Raw genomic sequence first — 17,401 nt, forward strand, 5'->3', positions numbered from 1 at the left:
CGCAAATAAATTGTCTATGTGAACGTGCAAGAATTCATTGCCATAATATTGCCCGGCGGACGAGCCGTGTCACATGCTAATGTTGTTAATAGTGAACGCGCTCGGACGTGGACGGCGCAAGGCCCGAGAGAAAGTCAAACTGCTCCAGCACCTAGTTCGCCGAACTTGCAATCTTGATTGGGTCAGTAGGCGCGGCGCAGAATAGGCTCTCTGGGGGTAGCGCAGACGCGATCCCAGTACCAACCATACGGAGTTTCAACGCGAACCAGAGGGCAATGGCGCGAAGGCACATAGCGATAAGGATAAGGCTGGGCCCAAAAGGTAATTGGTGCCGTCTGGCTCTCACTCATCAGCAAGGCGCGGCTGGTTGGCACTTGCATGGCGCTCGCGGTGCTGGCGGCAAAGCCGAATGCGGCCAACGCCGAAAGCCCTAACCGCGCAAAGGTCCTCAACATTCGGAAAAGCTCCCTGCCCCTCAGTTAATCTGACGTCAATCGCCATCTCTAGCCGGCGACGCGGGTTAGCGATCAACAAAACCGGCACCCCAAAAACTTGCGAGACGCTATCAATTCATTGCGCGCCAAGCAACTGATGCAGCTACTGGAACTGGGGTTTGAGGCGATACAGATCGGACCTGTGACTTATTTGACCGCCTGCACCCCGCTCCAGGCCCCCGAGCCTGCAAAGTTGGGCGATTGGCGGTAGACATCTCGCAGGACTTGGTAGGTAACTGCCTGGGAAATTGGCACGGTCTCCTCCCCCAATTTCGCGAAGATGAGGGCGTCACGCAGCATTTTCCAGCGACTTTCGTCGTACTCGGCTACCCGGCCGGCCGTTGGCACGACCAATGGTCGCTGCTGCTGGAGCTCAAGCCTTACACGGTCAGAGCTAAGCCCTCCCGGATCATAGCTGACGAGAGCGGTTACGCTGCGGGAATAGTCGTCGTAAACGAACTTCCAGCCCTTGATCAGGCTCTCAAGGACCTGCCCCATGGTTGATGGGCAATCTTGAAGCAAATCCGAGCTGGCAAAATACACCAATCCGGGCGCGTGAATTCCGTAATCCTGAGGTTTGATGACCTTAAGGCGCCCATAATCCGGAGCAGACGGCGTAAACTCCTGACCGACCTCGGCAATGACAGCGTCCACCGCGCCGGAGCGCAACGCATCGAAGCCGTCCTGGTAAGGTACTTTCACGATCTGACTGCGCGGGAGACCGAGCTGAGCCATCATAACATCGAAGAGCACCTCGCCTTCGCTGCCCCTGCGGTAGCCGATGCGCTTGCCGACCAGATCGGCCGGGCTCCGCAGGCCGGAGCTCTCCCAGGTGAAGATCGCAGAGGACGTGTCGAGTAGACTTGCCGCGAAAGCGGTCACCGGGATGCCACGCCAGACGCCCAGCAAGAACTTCTGGCCGCTGGTTACCCCGATCGCATGTTCGCGCGCGACAGTCGCGACAAAGTCGGGGTCATCCGGATTGGCACGGACCACCACGTTCGGAGGAAAGAATCCTTCCTTGTCTGCGATCATCTCGCCGGCGAAGCGAGCTCCGAACAAGCCGTCCAGCAGCATCGCCGTTTGCGGAACCGGTTCGCGCAGCGCAGCGACAGGCCATTCGGGTCGACGCGCTCGCACAAATATTCCGAAGATTGCTAGCGCGGCGAAAGCAGCTAGCCCGATCCCCAGGTACCGGTTCCGGTGCCCGAACCTTCGCCGCGATCGTATTAGAACCACAGAAATCCCCAGGAAAATGCGCCAATTATTCTGAACGTGCGGCGCGATGGCGACGATGGTAGGATTACATTCTGCTAATCGTTGTTTTAGTTACAACTTTGCTTAAATTGCGTGTCAATTGCATACTGTATTTTCTAAGCTGTGGATTTCATAGCAATGTCAGTCACTTCCTTCCGCTCAAAGATTGCGGGCTCGACCGCGGACAGCAGCGCAGAAACTCGAATTTCAGAACGCTCCGCAGCAACTTCGAGCTGGTCGGGTCCAACCTGGCTGCGTCCGGAGATTATCGAGCGACTCATGACTGCAGCCGATGGCTTTCTGATCGTCACCTGCGGGATTACCTGTGCGGTAATATACCACCTTCTCACATGGTCAGCGATCAGCAAGGCCGATGTCTACGCCGCGGCAAGCTTATTGGTTGCGATCCATTTTAGCCTCATGGTCACAATCCAGCAGGGCTATCGTCTAACCAGCATAACAAACCTGCGACGGCAATGCCGAATCGTCTCGACGACCTGGACTGGGGTGTTTGCAGCTCTGCTTGCGATCGCTTTCACTATGAAGGTGAGCGACGAGTTTTCCCGAGGCGCCATTCTATCGTTTTACTTCATTGGCCTTACAGCGTTGCTCGTCTGGAAGACCATCGCCTCACGCTGGATCACGCGCGCGTTGCGACAAGGCGCGTTTGCCAACAGCCGAAGCGTCGTCATTGCCGAGATGGGTCTTCCGGACTCCTCCGCCGCAATGATGGAACTCTGCCAACACTACCGTGTGATGCGAATGTTTGAGGTTCGCGCCAACCTGCTTACCTCACCGCTTTTGATGTCGCGGTTGGGCCCTTGCGTCGAAGAGTTGATCGTCTACGCGCGGAAGAATCAGGTGGAGTACGTATTCCTGCTGTTGAGCTGGGGTCACCAGCACGCAATCCACAGCATCTTGGACGCGCTCAAGATACTACCTATTCCTGTGCATCTGGTCCCAGATGCCAACGTCTCGCGGTTCCTAAGCTCCCCTCTGATCAGCACAGGCAGCACGTGGACGGCCGAGCTCAGACGCGCGCCCCTGAGCTGGAAAGAGCGGGCCATGAAACGCACATTTGATCTCGTAGGCGCCTCGCTTGCCCTGATCATCTTCGCCCCCGTAATGTTGCTCGTGGCTATCATGGTCAAGGCGAGTTCGCGCGGGCCAGTGCTCTTCCGCCAAACGCGCAACGGCTTCAACGGAAGCGCTTTTCGGATCTTTAAATTTCGTACCATGCGCGTTCAAGAGGATGGCCCGACGATCGTGCAGGCCAGCAAGAATGACCCACGAGTGACCAGCATCGGCAAATGGCTGCGCAAGACCTCGATCGACGAACTACCTCAGATCTTCAACGTATTTCTCGGCGACATGTCGCTGGTCGGTCCCCGCCCCCACGCCGCCGCTCACAATTTTGAGTACGAGCAGATCATCAGCCAATACGCCTTTCGCCATCACGTGAAGCCGGGTATCACAGGTTGGGCGCAAGTGAATGGTTACCGTGGAGAGACAAGCGCGCTTGAATTGATGGAAAAGCGGGTGGAGCATGATCTTTGGTACATCAATAACTGGAGCTTTCTGCTGGACCTCATCATCCTGTTACGGACCATCGTTGTCACGTTCGGACGGCCTTCGGCCTACTGAGGCTGACGTCACAACGTTCGGACTGGTGCAGGTACGATCTTAGCGCGTGCAGGAGCTGAACTATCATTGGTCGCTCGTTTGGCGAAGACTGCAAAATGCCCCACGGATGTCCACGATCATTGCCATGGCCGAGCATCGATCTCCACGCCAGGCACGCTTGCCTTCAGTCCATTGCGACTTAATTTTTTGGCGAAGCTTTCACGCGAAACCTTGTTTACCCGTTCCAGAGAGCTCAGAAGACGTTCCCGCTCGGCCCAATTCACGCTCTCGAAATTTATCACGGCATCTTCGACGAAATTGCTGTCGATCAATGCAGCAAACTCGGAAACAACTCTCTTCCTGGTTGTCTCCGCCAAAATCTGAAAAACTGCAAGCCCCACTCTGTTGCGTCTCAGCGCGATCCAGCCCTCGAAAGGCGCGATGATATAGGATTGATCAAGATATCTTATCTTATGGGAATCAAGACCGTCGCGACTAATCGTCGTTGAGTAAAGCATCAACCAAAGAAAAGCATCTGTTGGGTTTACGGAAAGCGAAGATTTGATCTTCTCTTCAGCGATTTTCGCCTGTCGGTCCACTTCGTCCGGGGGCCTTTTCCCTGTGGCCTCCTCAGCCGCACGCAGAAGGATAAGGGCCTCTCCGCGCACGGACTCACTTGGTTCAACCTTCAACTTTGCCTGATCCGCAATCTGTGCTGCCACCCTGCTGATGGCGCCCGGCTTTAATCGATCATCCGACAGTATGCGCGCGGTTACGTCGCGGACTGCCGCAGCTGACCGTATTGATGGTAGGGCAAGGTAGAACCAAAGAACGCTGGAAAAACCGAGCAACAGCAGAGGCACGCGCGCCAGTCTCGCTGCATGATTGCTCCTACTCCGTACATCCATAACGGGCGTAGTACTTGTCATAGCGGCCATAGTGAGATTCGTACCGCGCGAGCACATTGATATCCGCCTTGTTCAGCACAACCCCAAGCAGCTTCTCTTGAATCACGGGTGCACCGCGCAGATTGTGCATAATGACGTCGACGTTAGTCTTGGCCCACTCAATAACGAATACGTAGGAATCGACATACGATGCAGTGACGCGCACATCAACCACAGGCGCCATCGGCGGCATGTCCAGCACGACATAGTCAAACTTCGAGCGCAACATCGCGACGAGGTCGCGCATTGCCCTGGAAGCAAGGATCTCGTTGGTGTGCAGAAGGTTTGAAGTAACGCCGGCGGGGAGAATGGAAAGCTGCGTTTCGGGATCGACTATCAATACATCCTCTAGCCGCATTTTTTGTGCCACGACGTCTACGAGACCGCATTTCGCGTCCGGCACGAGCGAGCGAGACAGCGAAGGGTTGCGCAGGTCGGAATCGACCAAAATCACGCGCGAGCCACCATGCGCCATCAACTGCGCCAAGTTGGTCGATAGCGTGCTCTTGCCCTCGTCCGGCAGTGTAGACGTGATCGCCAGCACACGATTTTCGCGCACAATCGAGTTTAGGTCCACGGCCACTTTGAGAGACCGCACGGCTTCCGCGAAACGCGAGAGCGGATTTTCGACAACATAGCGCAACAGATTTGGCTGCAGAACTTCGGCCTTTTTGCTGAACTTGCCAGAGAGCATTGACTGCCCAGCTTCATCGCCCAATGCAGGCAATATAGCGATGCAATTTGCGCCGAGCGAGGCCTCCACTTGGGCTGCAGTTCGGAACACCTTATCCGTAAGCTCGCGCGCTATCGCGGCGCCAAGACTCAGGATCAGGCCTCCAAGCAGTGCCGCGGCCAGGACAATCAGCCCTTTGGGCGAGCTCTTCACCAGCGGGGTCGTTGCTGCGCTGATGACGCGCGCCTCGGTGATCGGGAATGACTGCTGCTGCACGCTCTCCATGTAACGCTGCAGGAAATTGTCGTACATCGCCTGGTACGACTGAGCATTGCTTTCCAGTTCGCGCAATTGAATCTGCGCTTGGTTGGTAAGCTGCGATTCCGACACGAGACTATTAAGGCTAGATTTGATGGCTTCCTCACGGGTCAGCGCGATATCGTAGTCGCTCTTGTAGGATTCCTGGATGCGCTTGAGCTCGTCTGTGATGTTCCTTTTGATCTCCGCCATTTGCTTGCGGAGATTGACCGCGGCAAGGTGATCCGCACCATATTTAGCAGACCAGATTGCCTCCTTCGAAGCCATGTCGACATACTGCCCCCTGAGCTTGACAATGGTCTCATTCCTCAGCGCGTCGGCCACGGAAGCGTCCGGGATCTCTTGCTTCAGCATGTCGTTCATGCGATCGAGCCGCGCCTTGGCTTCGGCGGTTGACGTATGTGCAGAGATGAGCTGGGTGTTGACCTCCGTCAGCTGCTGCTGATTCATCAAGCCCTTGCCCGTATCGACGATGTTGTTAGCCGTCTTGAAGTCAACCACGGCCCTCTGAGCGGTCGAGGCTTGGGTGCGCAGCTCCCTGATGCGGTCCTGTAACCAGACGCTGGCACGACGCGTTGCCTGATATTTTGCCTCCAGCTGGTCGACGATATAGGCATCGGCGATTGCGTTAGCGATCCGCGCCGCCTTCTGCGGATCGTGCGAAGTGAAACCGATCTCCATCACGTAGGACAGACCAACGCGCCTGACGGTGCGGTTGCTCGCAAAGCGCTGTAACGCTCCACGCGTCAATTCATACTCCGATGCAACCTGGCTACCGGAAAAGAACCCAGATATCGACCCGACGACCGCGCCAAGGAGTCCACCACTGCCGCCGGCGAACTCGGGATCGTCAATCAGATGCAGATCGCGAATGACGGTGAGGCTGATATTTTCAGACTTAAGGATCTCGACCTGTGTCTCGACCGTAGCAGAGTCGACTGCGACATCTCCGAACGCCGACTGCGACTGAAACAGCTGCACCTTACGGGTATCGATTACTATCGATGCGGTGGAGCTGTACTGCGGAGCAGCGGTGAACAGATAGAGCAGCGCGACGATCAGGCAGCCCAGGACAATTGTCAGTATAGTCGGGAGCTGACGCCTCACCATACCGACCAATGTGCTAAGCGCCTGGGGCGAGGGATCCTCGACGTCACCAATCGCACGGTTGATCTCGGAAGAAGGCTTATTTAGCTGCAGCATGGGTCAATTTCCAAAGCCAATCCTTGCCGACCCTGGATCGTCCGTCGGCAAAAGTCTTGCTGTAAAGGCAGGGCACGAGATCAAACGCATTGGCTCTAACATGCCGCCACCTACGAAATGAACCCGGTGGATCACGGGATGCCGCAAGACAAGGAAAAGAAACGAAGCTTAACGACCAAAAACAAAACAGCGCCGATTGAGCGCTGTTTTGCTTTTCAGACATCGCCAGCAGAGCTCCGTTGTCTACATCGATGTAGAGACGGTGGCTCGAGGCGTCATTGATCAAGGACTTACTGACTGGCCAACGGTCGAGGCGCTGGTCGAGCCAGTATAGCTTGTTGTCGTATTCGGGTAATGTAGGCCGCCAAACGGGGAAGCAGTCCCACTCGATCCGCCCGACACAAAGCCGTTGTTACCGGTCGGCCCGCCTGCGCCGGTGCCGCCGCCGCCACCGCCACCGCCACCGCCACCGGTCGCCGCGATCTCGACGTCGCCGGTTGCGGCCTGGAAGGCAGCGATTACGTCCGGATTTCCCGTCCCTGCGATCGCGGCCTGGATTTCGCCGGCAAACGCCTGGTCCTGCTGTGCCGCCATGCGTGCAAGCTGCGCGAGCCCAGCCACAATCGCCCGCATCTGATCCTTCGTCGTCGCGGGATCTTTTAGGAGAGCGATCAAGGCAGGTACGGTGCTCGGATCGGAAGCCCCGAGATCGCGTACGCGCGAGATCATCTGAGCACCGCCCGCGGTAAACTGCTGCAGAAGGCTCGCAGGTGATGCTTTGAAGTCAGAGATTGTCTGAGCTGCAAGCTGCCGGCTCGGCGGGTAAACCGCTGCGTTCGCTGCGGTGGTAATCGTGATGGCAAATAGCGCGGCAAAAACCATCCGAAGCGCGAATTTGTAGACGCTCATGGATACCCCCTGAAATGAGCCGTTCCAAAACATAGTTAACCAACCATTGTTAAACTGACCGAGCGAAGCTATCGAAAAAACCGTTAGCTGTCCACCAAGTCTGATATCTTCGTTAAAGCCCTAAGTGCTCAAAGGCGGACAGTTTTGTGGATTGTTGGAGCACGCGTTCAGTCAATCGGGCAACCTCGTACCGGGTTGATCTAACTCGACCATTGGCGACCTGCTTTCTTCCCCTTTTGTCAGCCGGCTACGGAAAGATTGCGCCAAACCCACGCCAAATAGAGCAAAAAATGGGATAGAATAACCGGGGATCTGCAGTGTGAAGTCCAGTGACGAATGCAGCAGTGACAGGCTGGCGGTAGCAGCTGCCGCAAGCGGAATGATGACGTCTCTCCGCCGAGTGAACATCCCTCGGGCCATGACGATGAACATGACACTCCAAGCGAGCCCGATAAGGAGCGTCAGCGGAATTCCAACTTCGGAGGTGAGTTCGAGTGGCGTCGAATGCGCACGATCCCAGACCCCATATATCGAAATATTAGGACTCCGAAGGGGCGGAAAAGCCCATCGGAAGGTGCCCAATCCGGTCCCGAACCACGGGTTATCGCCGATGAGCTTCAGGGTGGATTTCCAGGCTTCCACTCGTCCCTCGTCAGCGAGCCCCTGCAAATCGAAGCGATTGCTTACCCGCCCACCAAGCAAGAAAATCAGACCAAGCGCCATCGCCGTACTCGCCCCAAGAGAACTCAAGATGCCCGTGCGGCGCGGTAGGTCTCTCCGTAAGAACAATGTAACGGCGACGATGATGGCAAGCAGCGAGAGGCCTATGCCCGCTCGCGAACCGGTCATAAACATCGCAAGCAGGCAGACCATTAGCGCAGAAACGTTTGGCAGTATCTCACGCATAGGAATGTAAGAAACGTCGCGCGAGACGCGCCTCCAGATGAGCCTGCGCTCCGGCAAGCGGCGGCGGACATCTTCCAGGATCAGCAGCATCCAGATCACCGCGCAGGAGCCGAAATAGGCCGCCGCCGTGTTGCGGTTGATGAAGGTGCCGGTGACGCTGCCGAGATAGGCCGTCTTGTCCCGCCACAGGATCAGGGTGGGCTCGATCAGAAACGAGAGCACGCCGTACAGCGCGTAAGCCGCGCCCGAGATCGCGATCACCCACAGCAATCTTCGCGCGCGCTCGCGGTCGGCGCCGACGGTGATGCCGAGCACGATGGCGAGGATGTTGGCGAGCGGGGCGCCGAGCGCGAAGAACGCCTCGTTCTTCACGATGGACGCGGACGGGGCGATCGGCACGCCCAGAAGATCCGCGGCCTGCTTCCAGATCGGCTGGAAAGGCGCGAGGAAGGGATGATCGGACAGCTGCTCATGCAGCACGAAGGCGTAAGCCGCGACGATCACGGTGATGCCGGCGAGCAGCCACAGATGCGGCGCCCGCAGCTCACGCGTCGGCGCGAAGATCACCGCGATGCCGAGACACAGGCACCAGAATGCGATCGACAGATCGTTGGTCGAGCCGAAGGGAAACGGCGCGCTAGCAGCCACGAAGAACAGGATGAACGTGGCGGGCACGCTCCACGACCAGCGGATATGGGGAAGCCGAAGGCGCATCGTCGTTTGGGTGGGCTTTTCTTTGGCTTGTCGCGTTGGCGTTCAGAGGACGCAATCGATCGGATAGATCTTCAGATCCACGTTCAGGCGGCTGTTCCGGGTCTGCGCCCGGAAGGCGTAGAATATCCCAAGGCTATCACTCCCCGGCTCGAGTTTTATTCCAGGAGTTAATTCATCCGGTGGGACCAATAGACCGATGTGCCGGTTGATGCCGGAGATCTCGATCCGCCCCTCCCCCTCGCCGAACCGACCCTCAAGCCGGGTGACGGTGACCTTGGGCAGGCCCCGCCGCTGATGGCAGACCTCCTCCTCCCATAGCTTCGTCTGCTGGACCAACGGCCTGTCCGCTCCGTTAGGGACGATGATGCTCGCAAAGGACGGGCGCAACATTCCGAAGAACCGGCTCTCTTTGGAGTTCGCCGACAGCCGGACTGTGAACGAGAGCTCGCCCTTTTCCCCGCGAAGGCGCGACAAGATCGGCGCATCAGGTTCGGCGGAGACCACAACGTCGATGCGATGGCGAACGCCCAGCTCCCCTGCAGCAGCAAGGGCCTTACCGAGCGGAGCAGGTCCGATGGCAGCAGGAACGAGAGCCAGAAGACGCCAGAATGCTCGAAAGCGCATGAAGCCCCTTGCGACGCTAAGGGTGACCGATCACCGCCGCGCCGTGCGCAGTAGCGCCTTGATCCAAATCCCGAACTCGTAGCAGCAGCAGAACCGCTTCGATTGCTAAACGAAAATGGCACCGGGACAAGGCCCCGGTGCCATCGCTTTGGTCGATCAAGTCGGCGTCTTACGGCGCCAGTTTGACGTTGTTGCGGAAGATCAGCGCATTGTTCGAGAGATTCACGGCATCATTGCCGGTCGCCATGATCACGCGCAGGTAGTTCAGGAACTTGGCAACTTCGACGTTGCGCGAGTTCGAGACGTAAATGATGTCCTGGTTCTTCATCATGACCTTGGTGGCGAGGAAGAAGCCACCCGGATCGCGGAAATTGACCGCGAAGATGACCGGGATCGTCTCTGACGTGTACTTGCTCACGTCGATGCCGAGCTGGGCGGCGACCTCACGCGGCTCGCGGCGATAAAGATATACCGCAGCCGGATCAGCCTGAGCGTCGAGAAGGCCACCCGCTTTGCCGACGGCTTCGCCAAGGTTGATGCGCCAGGCATCGAAGTTGAACTCCCCGCTCTGGCCGCTGGCACCGAACGCCAGGAACTTCTGCTGCTCGCGATAGACATAGATGCTGTCGTCGGGCCGAACATAGATATTGTTCTCAGGCGCCATCACGAGATTCTCGAACGGCACGGTCGCCCGGCGTCCGCCGCGCTCCAGCATGACCCAGGTCTCGAAGCCCTGACCCCTGATGCCGCCGGCGCGGGTGATCGCGTCAAGCACGCGATCCTTCGCACCCGCCGCGCTCGCCGGAAAACGGACGGGCGTGTTGACTTCGCCCAGCACGCTGATGAGCTGGGTACGCTGCGACGACATCGCAACGACAACCTGCGGCTCGATCGCGCGATTGGAGATCTTCTCGACGATAGCCCTCTGGATTTGCACCGCCGTAAGGCCGGCCGCCTTGACCTGGCCGGCATAAGGCACGGTAATGAACCCGTCATTGTCGACGGATTGATCAGGAATCGTTACGAAGTTACCCGGACGGACGCCGGCTTCCGCCGGGATGAACAGACCGCCTGCGGCGGCTTCGAAGATGGTAACGCTGACGATGTCGCCGATCCCGAACACGATGCTGGCCGGCGGCCGCTTGTCCGTGAACGCACCGGCGAGTCCCTTGGGCTCGTGGGTGTGCAGGATCTTTACGGTAGCCGGATTGAGCGGCACCAGTTCGTAGGCCGGCGCATTTTCAGTCTGAATCTTGTTGTTGACGTCATCCGTCAGCGGACCGGAGCCGGGATTGGTCGAACACGCCCCGAGCGCTAGAGCGGCCACCAGAAACGCCGGCTTCAATAAATAAGATTTGGCAAAGCAATACATCAATCGCGCCCCTGGAGACCCCAATTAGCTTCGATTGGTACGGCGGAGCGGGCGGTGCGACAAGGGTTCCCGAGTGGTTAACGGTGCGATCGGTCGACTAGTGTTGCGTGCGGGACACTTTTTGGGGCTTGGTTTAACCCTTTGTGACTATTTGTTGTATTTCGCGTGCCCTGTCGGCGAGCAAACCGCCGAACTCGAGGGCTCAATGTGTCGAGCGCAAGGCTGCTTGACCTCGCGGCCGTCTGCTAAGGCTGGGCCATTAAGAGTAGGAATCCCCGGGTCTGGCCTCCTTCTGATTCCGCTGCCGGTGGGTTCCCTCCTTGGCGCCGCCGATCGCCCATAGGGCACTGCCGCGCCATGTCCTGGCCGCGTGGGGCTCTCCTGCCACGGCGCACCGGTTGTTGCGGTGGCCGCCCCTGCCTCTGCTTCCGTCTGGAAATTCACCCGGACACAAGGAGCGAAGGACGGCGAGAGCTTCGCTGCGATCATGAAGACCGCGGACACGATCCAGTCGGATCCGGACTTCGCCGGCTTGATCGTCTGATGTGCGCCGAAGGGCAAGATCGACGTGCTGGTGGCCTTGATCCGGCCCTTCCCGCCCCGGCAGCCAATAGACCAAATTTAGCCATACAACTTAAGGGTCTTTTTAGGGGGAAAACCTAGGGTCCGGAGCACGGAGAGTGTTTCGGATGACCGCGTTTTTGATTTTCAGCTTTCTCGTAGGTGCCGTGCTGGGCCAGCGCTTTCGCGTCCTGGTAGTCCTGCCGTTGACCTTCGTCATGGTGCTCGCCGCCATTCCGGTCGGCTTGATGGTCGATCTCACCGTGGTTGAGAGCCTGAAAGACGTGGTGTTCGCCGTCATCGCCCTCCAGGGCGGCTACCTCTTTGGATCAGGAGCGCGCTTTGGCCTTGCTGCGGCGCGGGCCGGCCGCGTGTTCGCCCGCCCGTCAACACTGCCCGCTGATTAAGCCGACTCACACTGCGCTGGACCTTCGCGGGGCACGAAAGGCCGAAGGTCAAGCTGTTCTCCCGGCAGACCTCCGTTTGAAAACGCACCGCCGGCTTGTATGGTGATCTGACCGTTTCAGGATTCCCTTCGAGCGCGCCGTTTGTCCTTCGCTTATTTTGCCCTCATCGTTTCAATCGTCTCAGCTTCCGCTCTCGAAATTGCCGGCGCCAGGATCGGTGCGCAACTCGGGATGATGGCCGCAGCGCTGAGCTTGCTGGCGGCCGCCTTAAGCACGCGAAAGGCCGACTACGAGCACTATGTTCGCGCGACCGCCTGGGGCCGGTGGATCCTGCTTGCCATTCCGCTGTACATCGCCGCCCAACTCGTCCCTCTTCCGCTGAGCTGGGCGCATCCGATCTGGGCCAGCGCTCACGATGTCCTCGGCGGCCTGTCGCTCGGGCCGATCACGGCCGATACCGGCTTGACGGTGAACGCGCTGCTGCTGGCACTCGCGGCGGTCTCGTTGCTCGGCGTCACCATCCCGGTGGTCCGCAACCGCGGCCGTGCCGAACTGGTTCTCTTCGTGCTGAGCGGAGTGACCGCGGTGTCCGCCTTGACCTTGGACTTGCATCGGCTGTCGCCGAGCGTTGCGGCAGCCGCGCCCGCTGGCTTCACGACAACTTTGGCCGGCCTCGGTCTCATGCTCAATTTAGCCGTCATGCAGCTTGCTGCTGAACGGGCCGAAACGCGGCACTCGGTCCTTCGCTCGGTCGCGATCGGCCTTTGCGGCCTTGTCGGGGCCCTGGTCAGCGCAGCCGCGATCTTTGGGTTTTCCGGAACGAACAGCGCGATCGCAGCGGCCTTTGGGGTTGTACTGATGCTGCTGATCCTCATCATCCGCAGGCTCGATCTCTCGCCATTGGCCGCCGGCGCATTGTCGGCAGCAGCTCTGATCGGCGCGACCATCGTATTGAGCTTCCTCTTCGAGAAGAGCTCTGGACCTATCCTCATGCGGCTCGTCCCAGCCGCAGGCGGCGAGACGAAGGCCGCCCTCGAGAGGATGTTGGCCGACACACGCTGGTTCGGCGCGGGCGCAGGGACGTTTTCGGCCGTCGCCAGAATCTATCAGAGCGAGACTGGCACGACTTTGACCGCACCCTCGGCGGCCATCGCCGTCTTTGCGGTTACGGGAGGGATAGGTTTGACCGCCATCATGGCAGTAAGCCTGATCGCTCTGGTGCGCCTGTTCTTCGGCGCGCTCCAGCGCGGGCGCGACTCGTTCTTCCCAGCGGCGAGCGCGGCCTGCGTTCTCTTTGCACTCGTCCAGAGCTTCGCCGGTCCGGGACTGCTGCGCCCGGCAGCAATCCTGTGTCTTTCGGTGATCGTGGGACTGGGGCTGTCGCAGAGCGTCAGCCAATCCTCATCACGATAGAGCGCCGGTCATCAGACAGCGCGATCCCCGAGTGACGCCCAGTAGTTCGGGTTCTTGGGCGATTGAATGCGGACCCAACGATAAGGCTTCTTCGACCACGGCAGGATGTGGCCGGAGAGATTGTCCAGCACGAGATCGCCGGAGAAGGTGCGCACCACGACCACGAGATGATGCTCGCCCCAGGTGGTCACGACCTCGCTGAGCAGCACCGAGCGCGCCGGAAAGCCTTTGGCGATCAAATCGTGGCGCTTTGTCACCGCGTAATCGTTGCAGTCGCCGCTCGCCGGATGCAGTAGCCATTTCTCGGCCCGCAGCCCTTCCAGATTGGCCTCGGGACGGATGGCGGTATTGACCCGCTGGTTGACCTCTTGCATCTGCGCCAGCCGCTCCGGCGTGAGCTTCAGACGGCCGCCGCGGAATACGATCTGCTGCGGCCGCGGCCTGCACTCATCCTTGTACTTCAGGCAAAAGATGGTGAACGCCATCGGCGCCAGCGTCGGCTGGTCGAATTTGATGTATTGGATGGCACCTCGCAGCCCCAACGGCGCGCCCACGAAGGCGGCTTCCGCGCTCTGCTGCACCCCGCCAGCAACGACGACGGCGGCCACGGCCGCCAGGAACTTTACAACTTTGCGCATATCGCGCTCCCCCTTCTTGTAGGAAAGGACGCTACGCGAGACCTCTTGAAATACGGCTCAAAGGCCAAGCGATCCTTTAATCAAAATGCGGGCGCGTTGGTTGCAAACAATTAAGAATATCGATGTGTGACTGGTTCTGCTAAGAGCGGTCACGACGTTCCGCTCGTGGCGCTGGATGCGATTCGACCGACCTGATGGACCTTTCCTCACGCTTTCGAAAGAAGACCAAGCCTCGGCTTCCCGATGGTATTCGCGTCTATGCGATCGGCGATGTGCACGGCCGCGCCGATTTGCTTCAATCGCTGTTAACCGTCATCGATGCCGACCTTGCCCGCTCGGCCCCCCAACGCGCCATTCAGGTCTTTCTCGGCGACTATGTCGACCGTGGCCCGGACTCACAGCGCGTTCTTGATCTGTTGATCGCGCGCTCGAAATCTCACGAGACGGTTTGTCTGAAGGGCAATCACGAAGTCTTCCTGCTCGAGGTGCTCAAGGATCCCGCCCGCTTGCAGGAGTGGCGCCACTATGGCGGCCTCTTGACGCTGGTTTCCTACGGCATCACGCCGACCATGAATCCGTCCGCGGAGCAACAGGTCGAGCTGATCGAGCGACTGAAACGCGCGCTCCCGCCGGAGCACTTGTCCTTCCTCCAGCAATTGCCCTCGTCCTTCACCTGCGGCGACTTCTTTTTCGTCCATGCCGGGGTCAAGCCGGGCGTCGCGCTCGATCGTCAGAAGGACGAGGACCTGCTCTGGATCCGCGAGGAATTCCTGAACTGCGAAGACCGCTTCGGCAAATATATCGTCCACGGTCATACGCCGGTCGGCGCGCCCGATATCCGTCCTAACCGCATCAACATCGACACCGGCGCCTACGCGACCGGAAACTTGACGCTGCTAACGATCCAAGGCGATAGTCTGCTCGCAATTTAGGCTCTGGCTGGATCTCGGTCCCGTCGTTCGCTCGCCCTCACCGGCTCGTCAATTCCATCATGAACCGCATCATCCTGCTTCGCGTCGTCGGCATCTGCACCGCAACCGCGCTGGCGCTTCACGCCGGCATGGCGTTCTACGGCGATCTGATACGGCCGAACTTTCGCGCCAGCGATTTGTTCTCGGGCGAGATCTCGCCCGACAAGGCCAAGCTGGCGGCCGCCGGCGGCCTGGCATCTTTTTCATGGGATGGCGATCTGCTGGCGAATTATGCGGCAGCGATCGCCGCTCACGTTCTTCACCGTCCGTCAACCGAAGCGGGCGGACGGGCCAGCGAAAACAAGGCAGCTCAAGGCGCGGTCGTAGCCGCCTTGAAAGTCTCACCGATCAGGCCTGCGCTATGGCTCACGCTCGGCACGCTGCAGGCACAGGCTGGCGAGGCACTAACACCTGCAGTGAAAATGTCCTACTTGACTGGGTCGGTGCCGATCGACGTTGCCCTCTCTCGCGTCCAGATTGTCACGTCGAGCGCGGCCGCGACCGATGAAGAGATCAAGCTGCTGGCGCAATCCGACATCCGGTCGGCTCTGGCCAATCGCTCTCGTTACGAGCCACTGCTGATCGCGGCCTATGTGCAGGCAACGCCGCAAGGCAAGTCGCTGCTGCTGGAGACCACGAAAGTGACCGATCCCAAATTCAACGAAATTATGCGGCGATACTGAGCCTGTATGAGCTTCGTTGCCATCGCTTCTTGGGCTGCAGCGAGTTCTCAGCTCACCGATTTCGGGTTGACCGGCACAAAATCCTGATCGCGGCGCGGTTGGTCGGATCGGCCCTGTAGACGAACATGCCCTTCTTGGTCGCGACGATGTCGCCGCGTTGCAGGCTCTCGTCGCGCAAGAGACGTTCGGTCGCGACAAGGTCCGGATCTTCGGGAATCGGCTTGTAGAGCTCAGGATGCTCCCGCCGCTCGCGCGAGACCTCCTTTGCCCGGCGCCGTGCGTCCTCGATCCGCTGATGCCATTCATCGCGCGTGACTTCCGGCTCGCTTGGCGGAAGATAATCGTTGAGCGAGAGCTCCGGTTCGCTCTGGGCGACACACAACGAGGGGCTGGCGAAACCAAGACCGAGCGCACCGGCAACAATTATGACCGCCCGAGACGGCGCCCCAAACCATTTTCCCTCGTGATCACGCCGACCTGTTCGCAATTTGATGACTCCAGGCAGAACGATAAGGACGACCATTGGCCATTTCGCTATCTTCAGCTCTTCAGTCTGTACCTTCGCAGGTAGCAAGAAAGCCAGTTCGCGGGCAGACTTTCCACTTTAGTTCGCAGGGATTTCAGCACGTGGTTCGGGACGCCGGGCGGCAGGCCAGATCGAATACCCGCAACTCATCCATACTAGTATGAAGCGGACAGGTCGGAGAGATATCGCTTCGAGCGAGAGTCTCTTCTGTGGACTGCCTCAGACCGCATCGAGTGGCAAGAAACTCGAACTGGCAACACTCAACGCCTGCGCGAACTGCTTGAAGAGGTGACATTCTGCTCAAACAGCTCCGCAGCCGCGCATAGATCGAAGGAATCTATCATTTGATCGGCGGGCGCTCACCGGAACGTGCAAGAGCTGAGAACGAGACCGGAACTGGCCAATGCGTCGCTATGCCCGTCAATGCCGGTATCGCTGATTGGGCTTTAATGCCGCCTTTGTCTGCATTCGGCTTCTCGCTTCCCAACGGCCCCTGACTGCCGACGAGGACAACCTCTTACCCGGTCCGAGCGCCTGTGAGGCTTCCTCTTGGCCTTTTGGAAAGAGCTAAGGCTCTCTCCAACTGGATAACACAGCGCGAGCTTTCGGCTCGCCAGCCGAGCCGCCAACACAATTACCGCCTGCTCGACTCGCTGCCCCGAGTTCTGTTCCCGTAATAGGGCCGGGCAGAGCCGCTCGTCACGGGGGGCTCGATTCGGCTCGGAATATTTCGCGTCGCCGTGGAGGGCGACGGCTGCGGTGGGTTGACGATGATCACATTGCGATTGGGCGTCGAGGGATCGTTGACGCCCTGGGCCCAGGCGGCGGCCGGCACGACAAGCGCGAATATGATCAAGACTAAGCGTTTCATGTGCGACATCTCCCGAGCAGGAACGTCAGGGAGGCGAACACCGTTCCTTCACGGTTGCTTGCGTTGCCTTCACCGAGGCACGGCAATCAGCTTGCCATCCCTCCAGACGCCTTGGGCCGCCCTTCCGGCAGGAAGGCTCCCCGTCACATTTCGGACCGCGGTAGGCCGGGACGCGGCCGGGCTGGTTTGCGCCTTTTTGGTCGGCGTTGTGATGATGCTGGAACTGGTGGTGTTGGCCTGATCCTTCACGCCTTGCGCCAAAGCGGGCTGAACCAGAAGGGCTAAGAAACT

The 17,401-nt window shown here is 59.1% G+C and carries 15 protein-coding genes; 5 read left to right on the forward strand and 10 right to left on the reverse strand.

The genetic code is table 11. The features are described from left to right. Window positions 1–641: 641 nt before the first annotated feature. Window positions 642–1,571, reverse strand: coding sequence for an ABC transporter substrate-binding protein (locus IVA87_RS14360; protein ID WP_247333969.1), 930 nt, complete (start codon window positions 1,569–1,571; stop codon window positions 642–644). Window positions 1,572–1,889: 318 nt separating this feature from the next. Here IVA87_RS14360 and IVA87_RS14365 point away from each other — a divergent pair, with 318 nt between their 5' ends. Continuing rightward, window positions 1,890–3,395 (forward strand): undecaprenyl-phosphate glucose phosphotransferase, encoded by a 1,506-nt coding sequence (locus tag IVA87_RS14365; protein ID WP_247333971.1) that lies wholly within the window; start codon window positions 1,890–1,892, stop codon window positions 3,393–3,395. 116 nt (window positions 3,396–3,511) lie between these two features. On the opposite strand, the gene IVA87_RS14370 is transcribed toward IVA87_RS14365, so the two are convergent. The 6 genes from IVA87_RS14370 to IVA87_RS14395 all read right to left on the reverse strand — a co-directional run bounded on the left by IVA87_RS14370 (window position 3,512) and on the right by IVA87_RS14395 (window position 11,040). Then, window positions 3,512–4,237 (reverse strand): hypothetical protein, encoded by a 726-nt coding sequence (locus tag IVA87_RS14370; RefSeq protein ID WP_247333973.1) that lies wholly within the window; start codon window positions 4,235–4,237, stop codon window positions 3,512–3,514. A 28-nt stretch (window positions 4,238–4,265) separates the two neighbouring features. Further along, a complete protein-coding gene (locus IVA87_RS14375) occupies window positions 4,266–6,515 on the reverse strand; it encodes a polysaccharide biosynthesis tyrosine autokinase (protein ID WP_247333974.1) in 2,250 nt (749 codons plus the stop codon). A gap of 282 nt (window positions 6,516–6,797) precedes the next feature. Next, complete coding sequence (locus IVA87_RS14380; protein ID WP_247333975.1) at window positions 6,798–7,424, reverse strand: hypothetical protein; 627 nt, start codon at window positions 7,422–7,424, stop codon at window positions 6,798–6,800. 171 nt (window positions 7,425–7,595) lie between these two features. After that, entirely contained in the window at window positions 7,596–9,005 is a 1,410-nt protein-coding gene (locus tag IVA87_RS14385; RefSeq protein WP_247333976.1) for an O-antigen ligase family protein, read from the reverse strand. 81 nt (window positions 9,006–9,086) lie between these two features. Beyond that, window positions 9,087–9,668 (reverse strand): hypothetical protein, encoded by a 582-nt coding sequence (locus IVA87_RS14390; protein ID WP_247333977.1) that lies wholly within the window; start codon window positions 9,666–9,668, stop codon window positions 9,087–9,089. A 169-nt stretch (window positions 9,669–9,837) separates the two neighbouring features. After that, entirely contained in the window at window positions 9,838–11,040 is a 1,203-nt protein-coding gene (locus IVA87_RS14395; RefSeq protein WP_247305304.1) for a polysaccharide biosynthesis/export family protein, read from the reverse strand. Window positions 11,041–11,729: 689 nt separating this feature from the next. Here IVA87_RS14395 and IVA87_RS14400 point away from each other — a divergent pair. Together IVA87_RS14400 and IVA87_RS14405 are read left to right on the forward strand one after the other, a co-directional pair. Then, complete coding sequence (locus tag IVA87_RS14400) at window positions 11,730–12,008, forward strand: hypothetical protein (RefSeq protein ID WP_247305302.1); 279 nt, start codon at window positions 11,730–11,732, stop codon at window positions 12,006–12,008. 231 nt (window positions 12,009–12,239) lie between these two features. Beyond that, on the forward strand, window positions 12,240–13,421 hold the full coding sequence (locus IVA87_RS14405) for a hypothetical protein (protein ID WP_247305298.1): 1,182 nt from the start codon (window positions 12,240–12,242) through the stop codon (window positions 13,419–13,421). 11 nt (window positions 13,422–13,432) lie between these two features. Here the strand turns inward: IVA87_RS14405 and IVA87_RS14410 are convergent, their stop codons facing one another. Beyond that, complete coding sequence (locus IVA87_RS14410; protein WP_247305295.1) at window positions 13,433–14,059, reverse strand: transglutaminase-like cysteine peptidase; 627 nt, start codon at window positions 14,057–14,059, stop codon at window positions 13,433–13,435. 194 nt (window positions 14,060–14,253) lie between these two features. Here IVA87_RS14410 and IVA87_RS14415 point away from each other — a divergent pair, with 194 nt between their 5' ends. After that, a complete protein-coding gene (locus IVA87_RS14415) occupies window positions 14,254–14,991 on the forward strand; it encodes a metallophosphoesterase family protein (RefSeq protein WP_247305293.1) in 738 nt (245 codons plus the stop codon). Between the two features lie 128 nt (window positions 14,992–15,119). Continuing rightward, window positions 15,120–15,713, forward strand: a complete 594-nt coding sequence (locus tag IVA87_RS14420; RefSeq protein WP_247305290.1) for a hypothetical protein — start codon at window positions 15,120–15,122, stop codon at window positions 15,711–15,713. A gap of 52 nt (window positions 15,714–15,765) precedes the next feature. Here the strand turns inward: IVA87_RS14420 and IVA87_RS14425 are convergent, their stop codons facing one another. Together IVA87_RS14425 and IVA87_RS14430 are read right to left on the reverse strand one after the other, a co-directional pair. Further along, entirely contained in the window at window positions 15,766–16,095 is a 330-nt protein-coding gene (locus tag IVA87_RS14425; RefSeq protein WP_247305288.1) for a hypothetical protein, read from the reverse strand. A gap of 778 nt (window positions 16,096–16,873) precedes the next feature. Further along, window positions 16,874–17,110 (reverse strand): hypothetical protein, encoded by a 237-nt coding sequence (locus IVA87_RS14430; RefSeq protein ID WP_247333978.1) that lies wholly within the window; start codon window positions 17,108–17,110, stop codon window positions 16,874–16,876. Between the last annotated feature and the right edge of the window lie 291 nt (window positions 17,111–17,401).

Source organism: Bradyrhizobium sp. 147 (genome assembly GCF_023073935.1).
Taxonomy (GTDB): Bacteria; Pseudomonadota; Alphaproteobacteria; order Rhizobiales; family Xanthobacteraceae; genus Bradyrhizobium.

What these genes read in the sequence shown, in the direction of transcription:
- IVA87_RS14360 (WP_247333969.1), bottom strand. Translation starts at nt 1,571, where the DNA reads ATGCTGCTGGACGGCTTGTTCGGAGCTCGCTTCGCCGGCGAGATGATC.
- IVA87_RS14365 (WP_247333971.1), top strand. Translation starts at nt 1,890, where the DNA reads ATGTCAGTCACTTCCTTCCGCTCAAAGATTGCGGGCTCGACCGCGGAC.
- IVA87_RS14375 (WP_247333974.1), bottom strand. Translation starts at nt 6,515, where the DNA reads ATGCTGCAGCTAAATAAGCCTTCTTCCGAGATCAACCGTGCGATTGGT.
- IVA87_RS14380 (WP_247333975.1), bottom strand. Translation starts at nt 7,424, where the DNA reads ATGAGCGTCTACAAATTCGCGCTTCGGATGGTTTTTGCCGCGCTATTT.
- IVA87_RS14390 (WP_247333977.1), bottom strand. Translation starts at nt 9,668, where the DNA reads ATGCGCTTTCGAGCATTCTGGCGTCTTCTGGCTCTCGTTCCTGCTGCC.
- IVA87_RS14395 (WP_247305304.1), bottom strand. Translation starts at nt 11,040, where the DNA reads ATGTATTGCTTTGCCAAATCTTATTTATTGAAGCCGGCGTTTCTGGTG.
- IVA87_RS14400 (WP_247305302.1), top strand. Translation starts at nt 11,730, where the DNA reads ATGACCGCGTTTTTGATTTTCAGCTTTCTCGTAGGTGCCGTGCTGGGC.
- IVA87_RS14405 (WP_247305298.1), top strand. Translation starts at nt 12,240, where the DNA reads ATGATGGCCGCAGCGCTGAGCTTGCTGGCGGCCGCCTTAAGCACGCGA.
- IVA87_RS14410 (WP_247305295.1), bottom strand. Translation starts at nt 14,059, where the DNA reads ATGCGCAAAGTTGTAAAGTTCCTGGCGGCCGTGGCCGCCGTCGTCGTT.
- IVA87_RS14415 (WP_247305293.1), top strand. Translation starts at nt 14,254, where the DNA reads ATGGACCTTTCCTCACGCTTTCGAAAGAAGACCAAGCCTCGGCTTCCC.
- IVA87_RS14420 (WP_247305290.1), top strand. Translation starts at nt 15,120, where the DNA reads ATGGCGTTCTACGGCGATCTGATACGGCCGAACTTTCGCGCCAGCGAT.
- IVA87_RS14430 (WP_247333978.1), bottom strand. Translation starts at nt 17,110, where the DNA reads ATGAAACGCTTAGTCTTGATCATATTCGCGCTTGTCGTGCCGGCCGCC.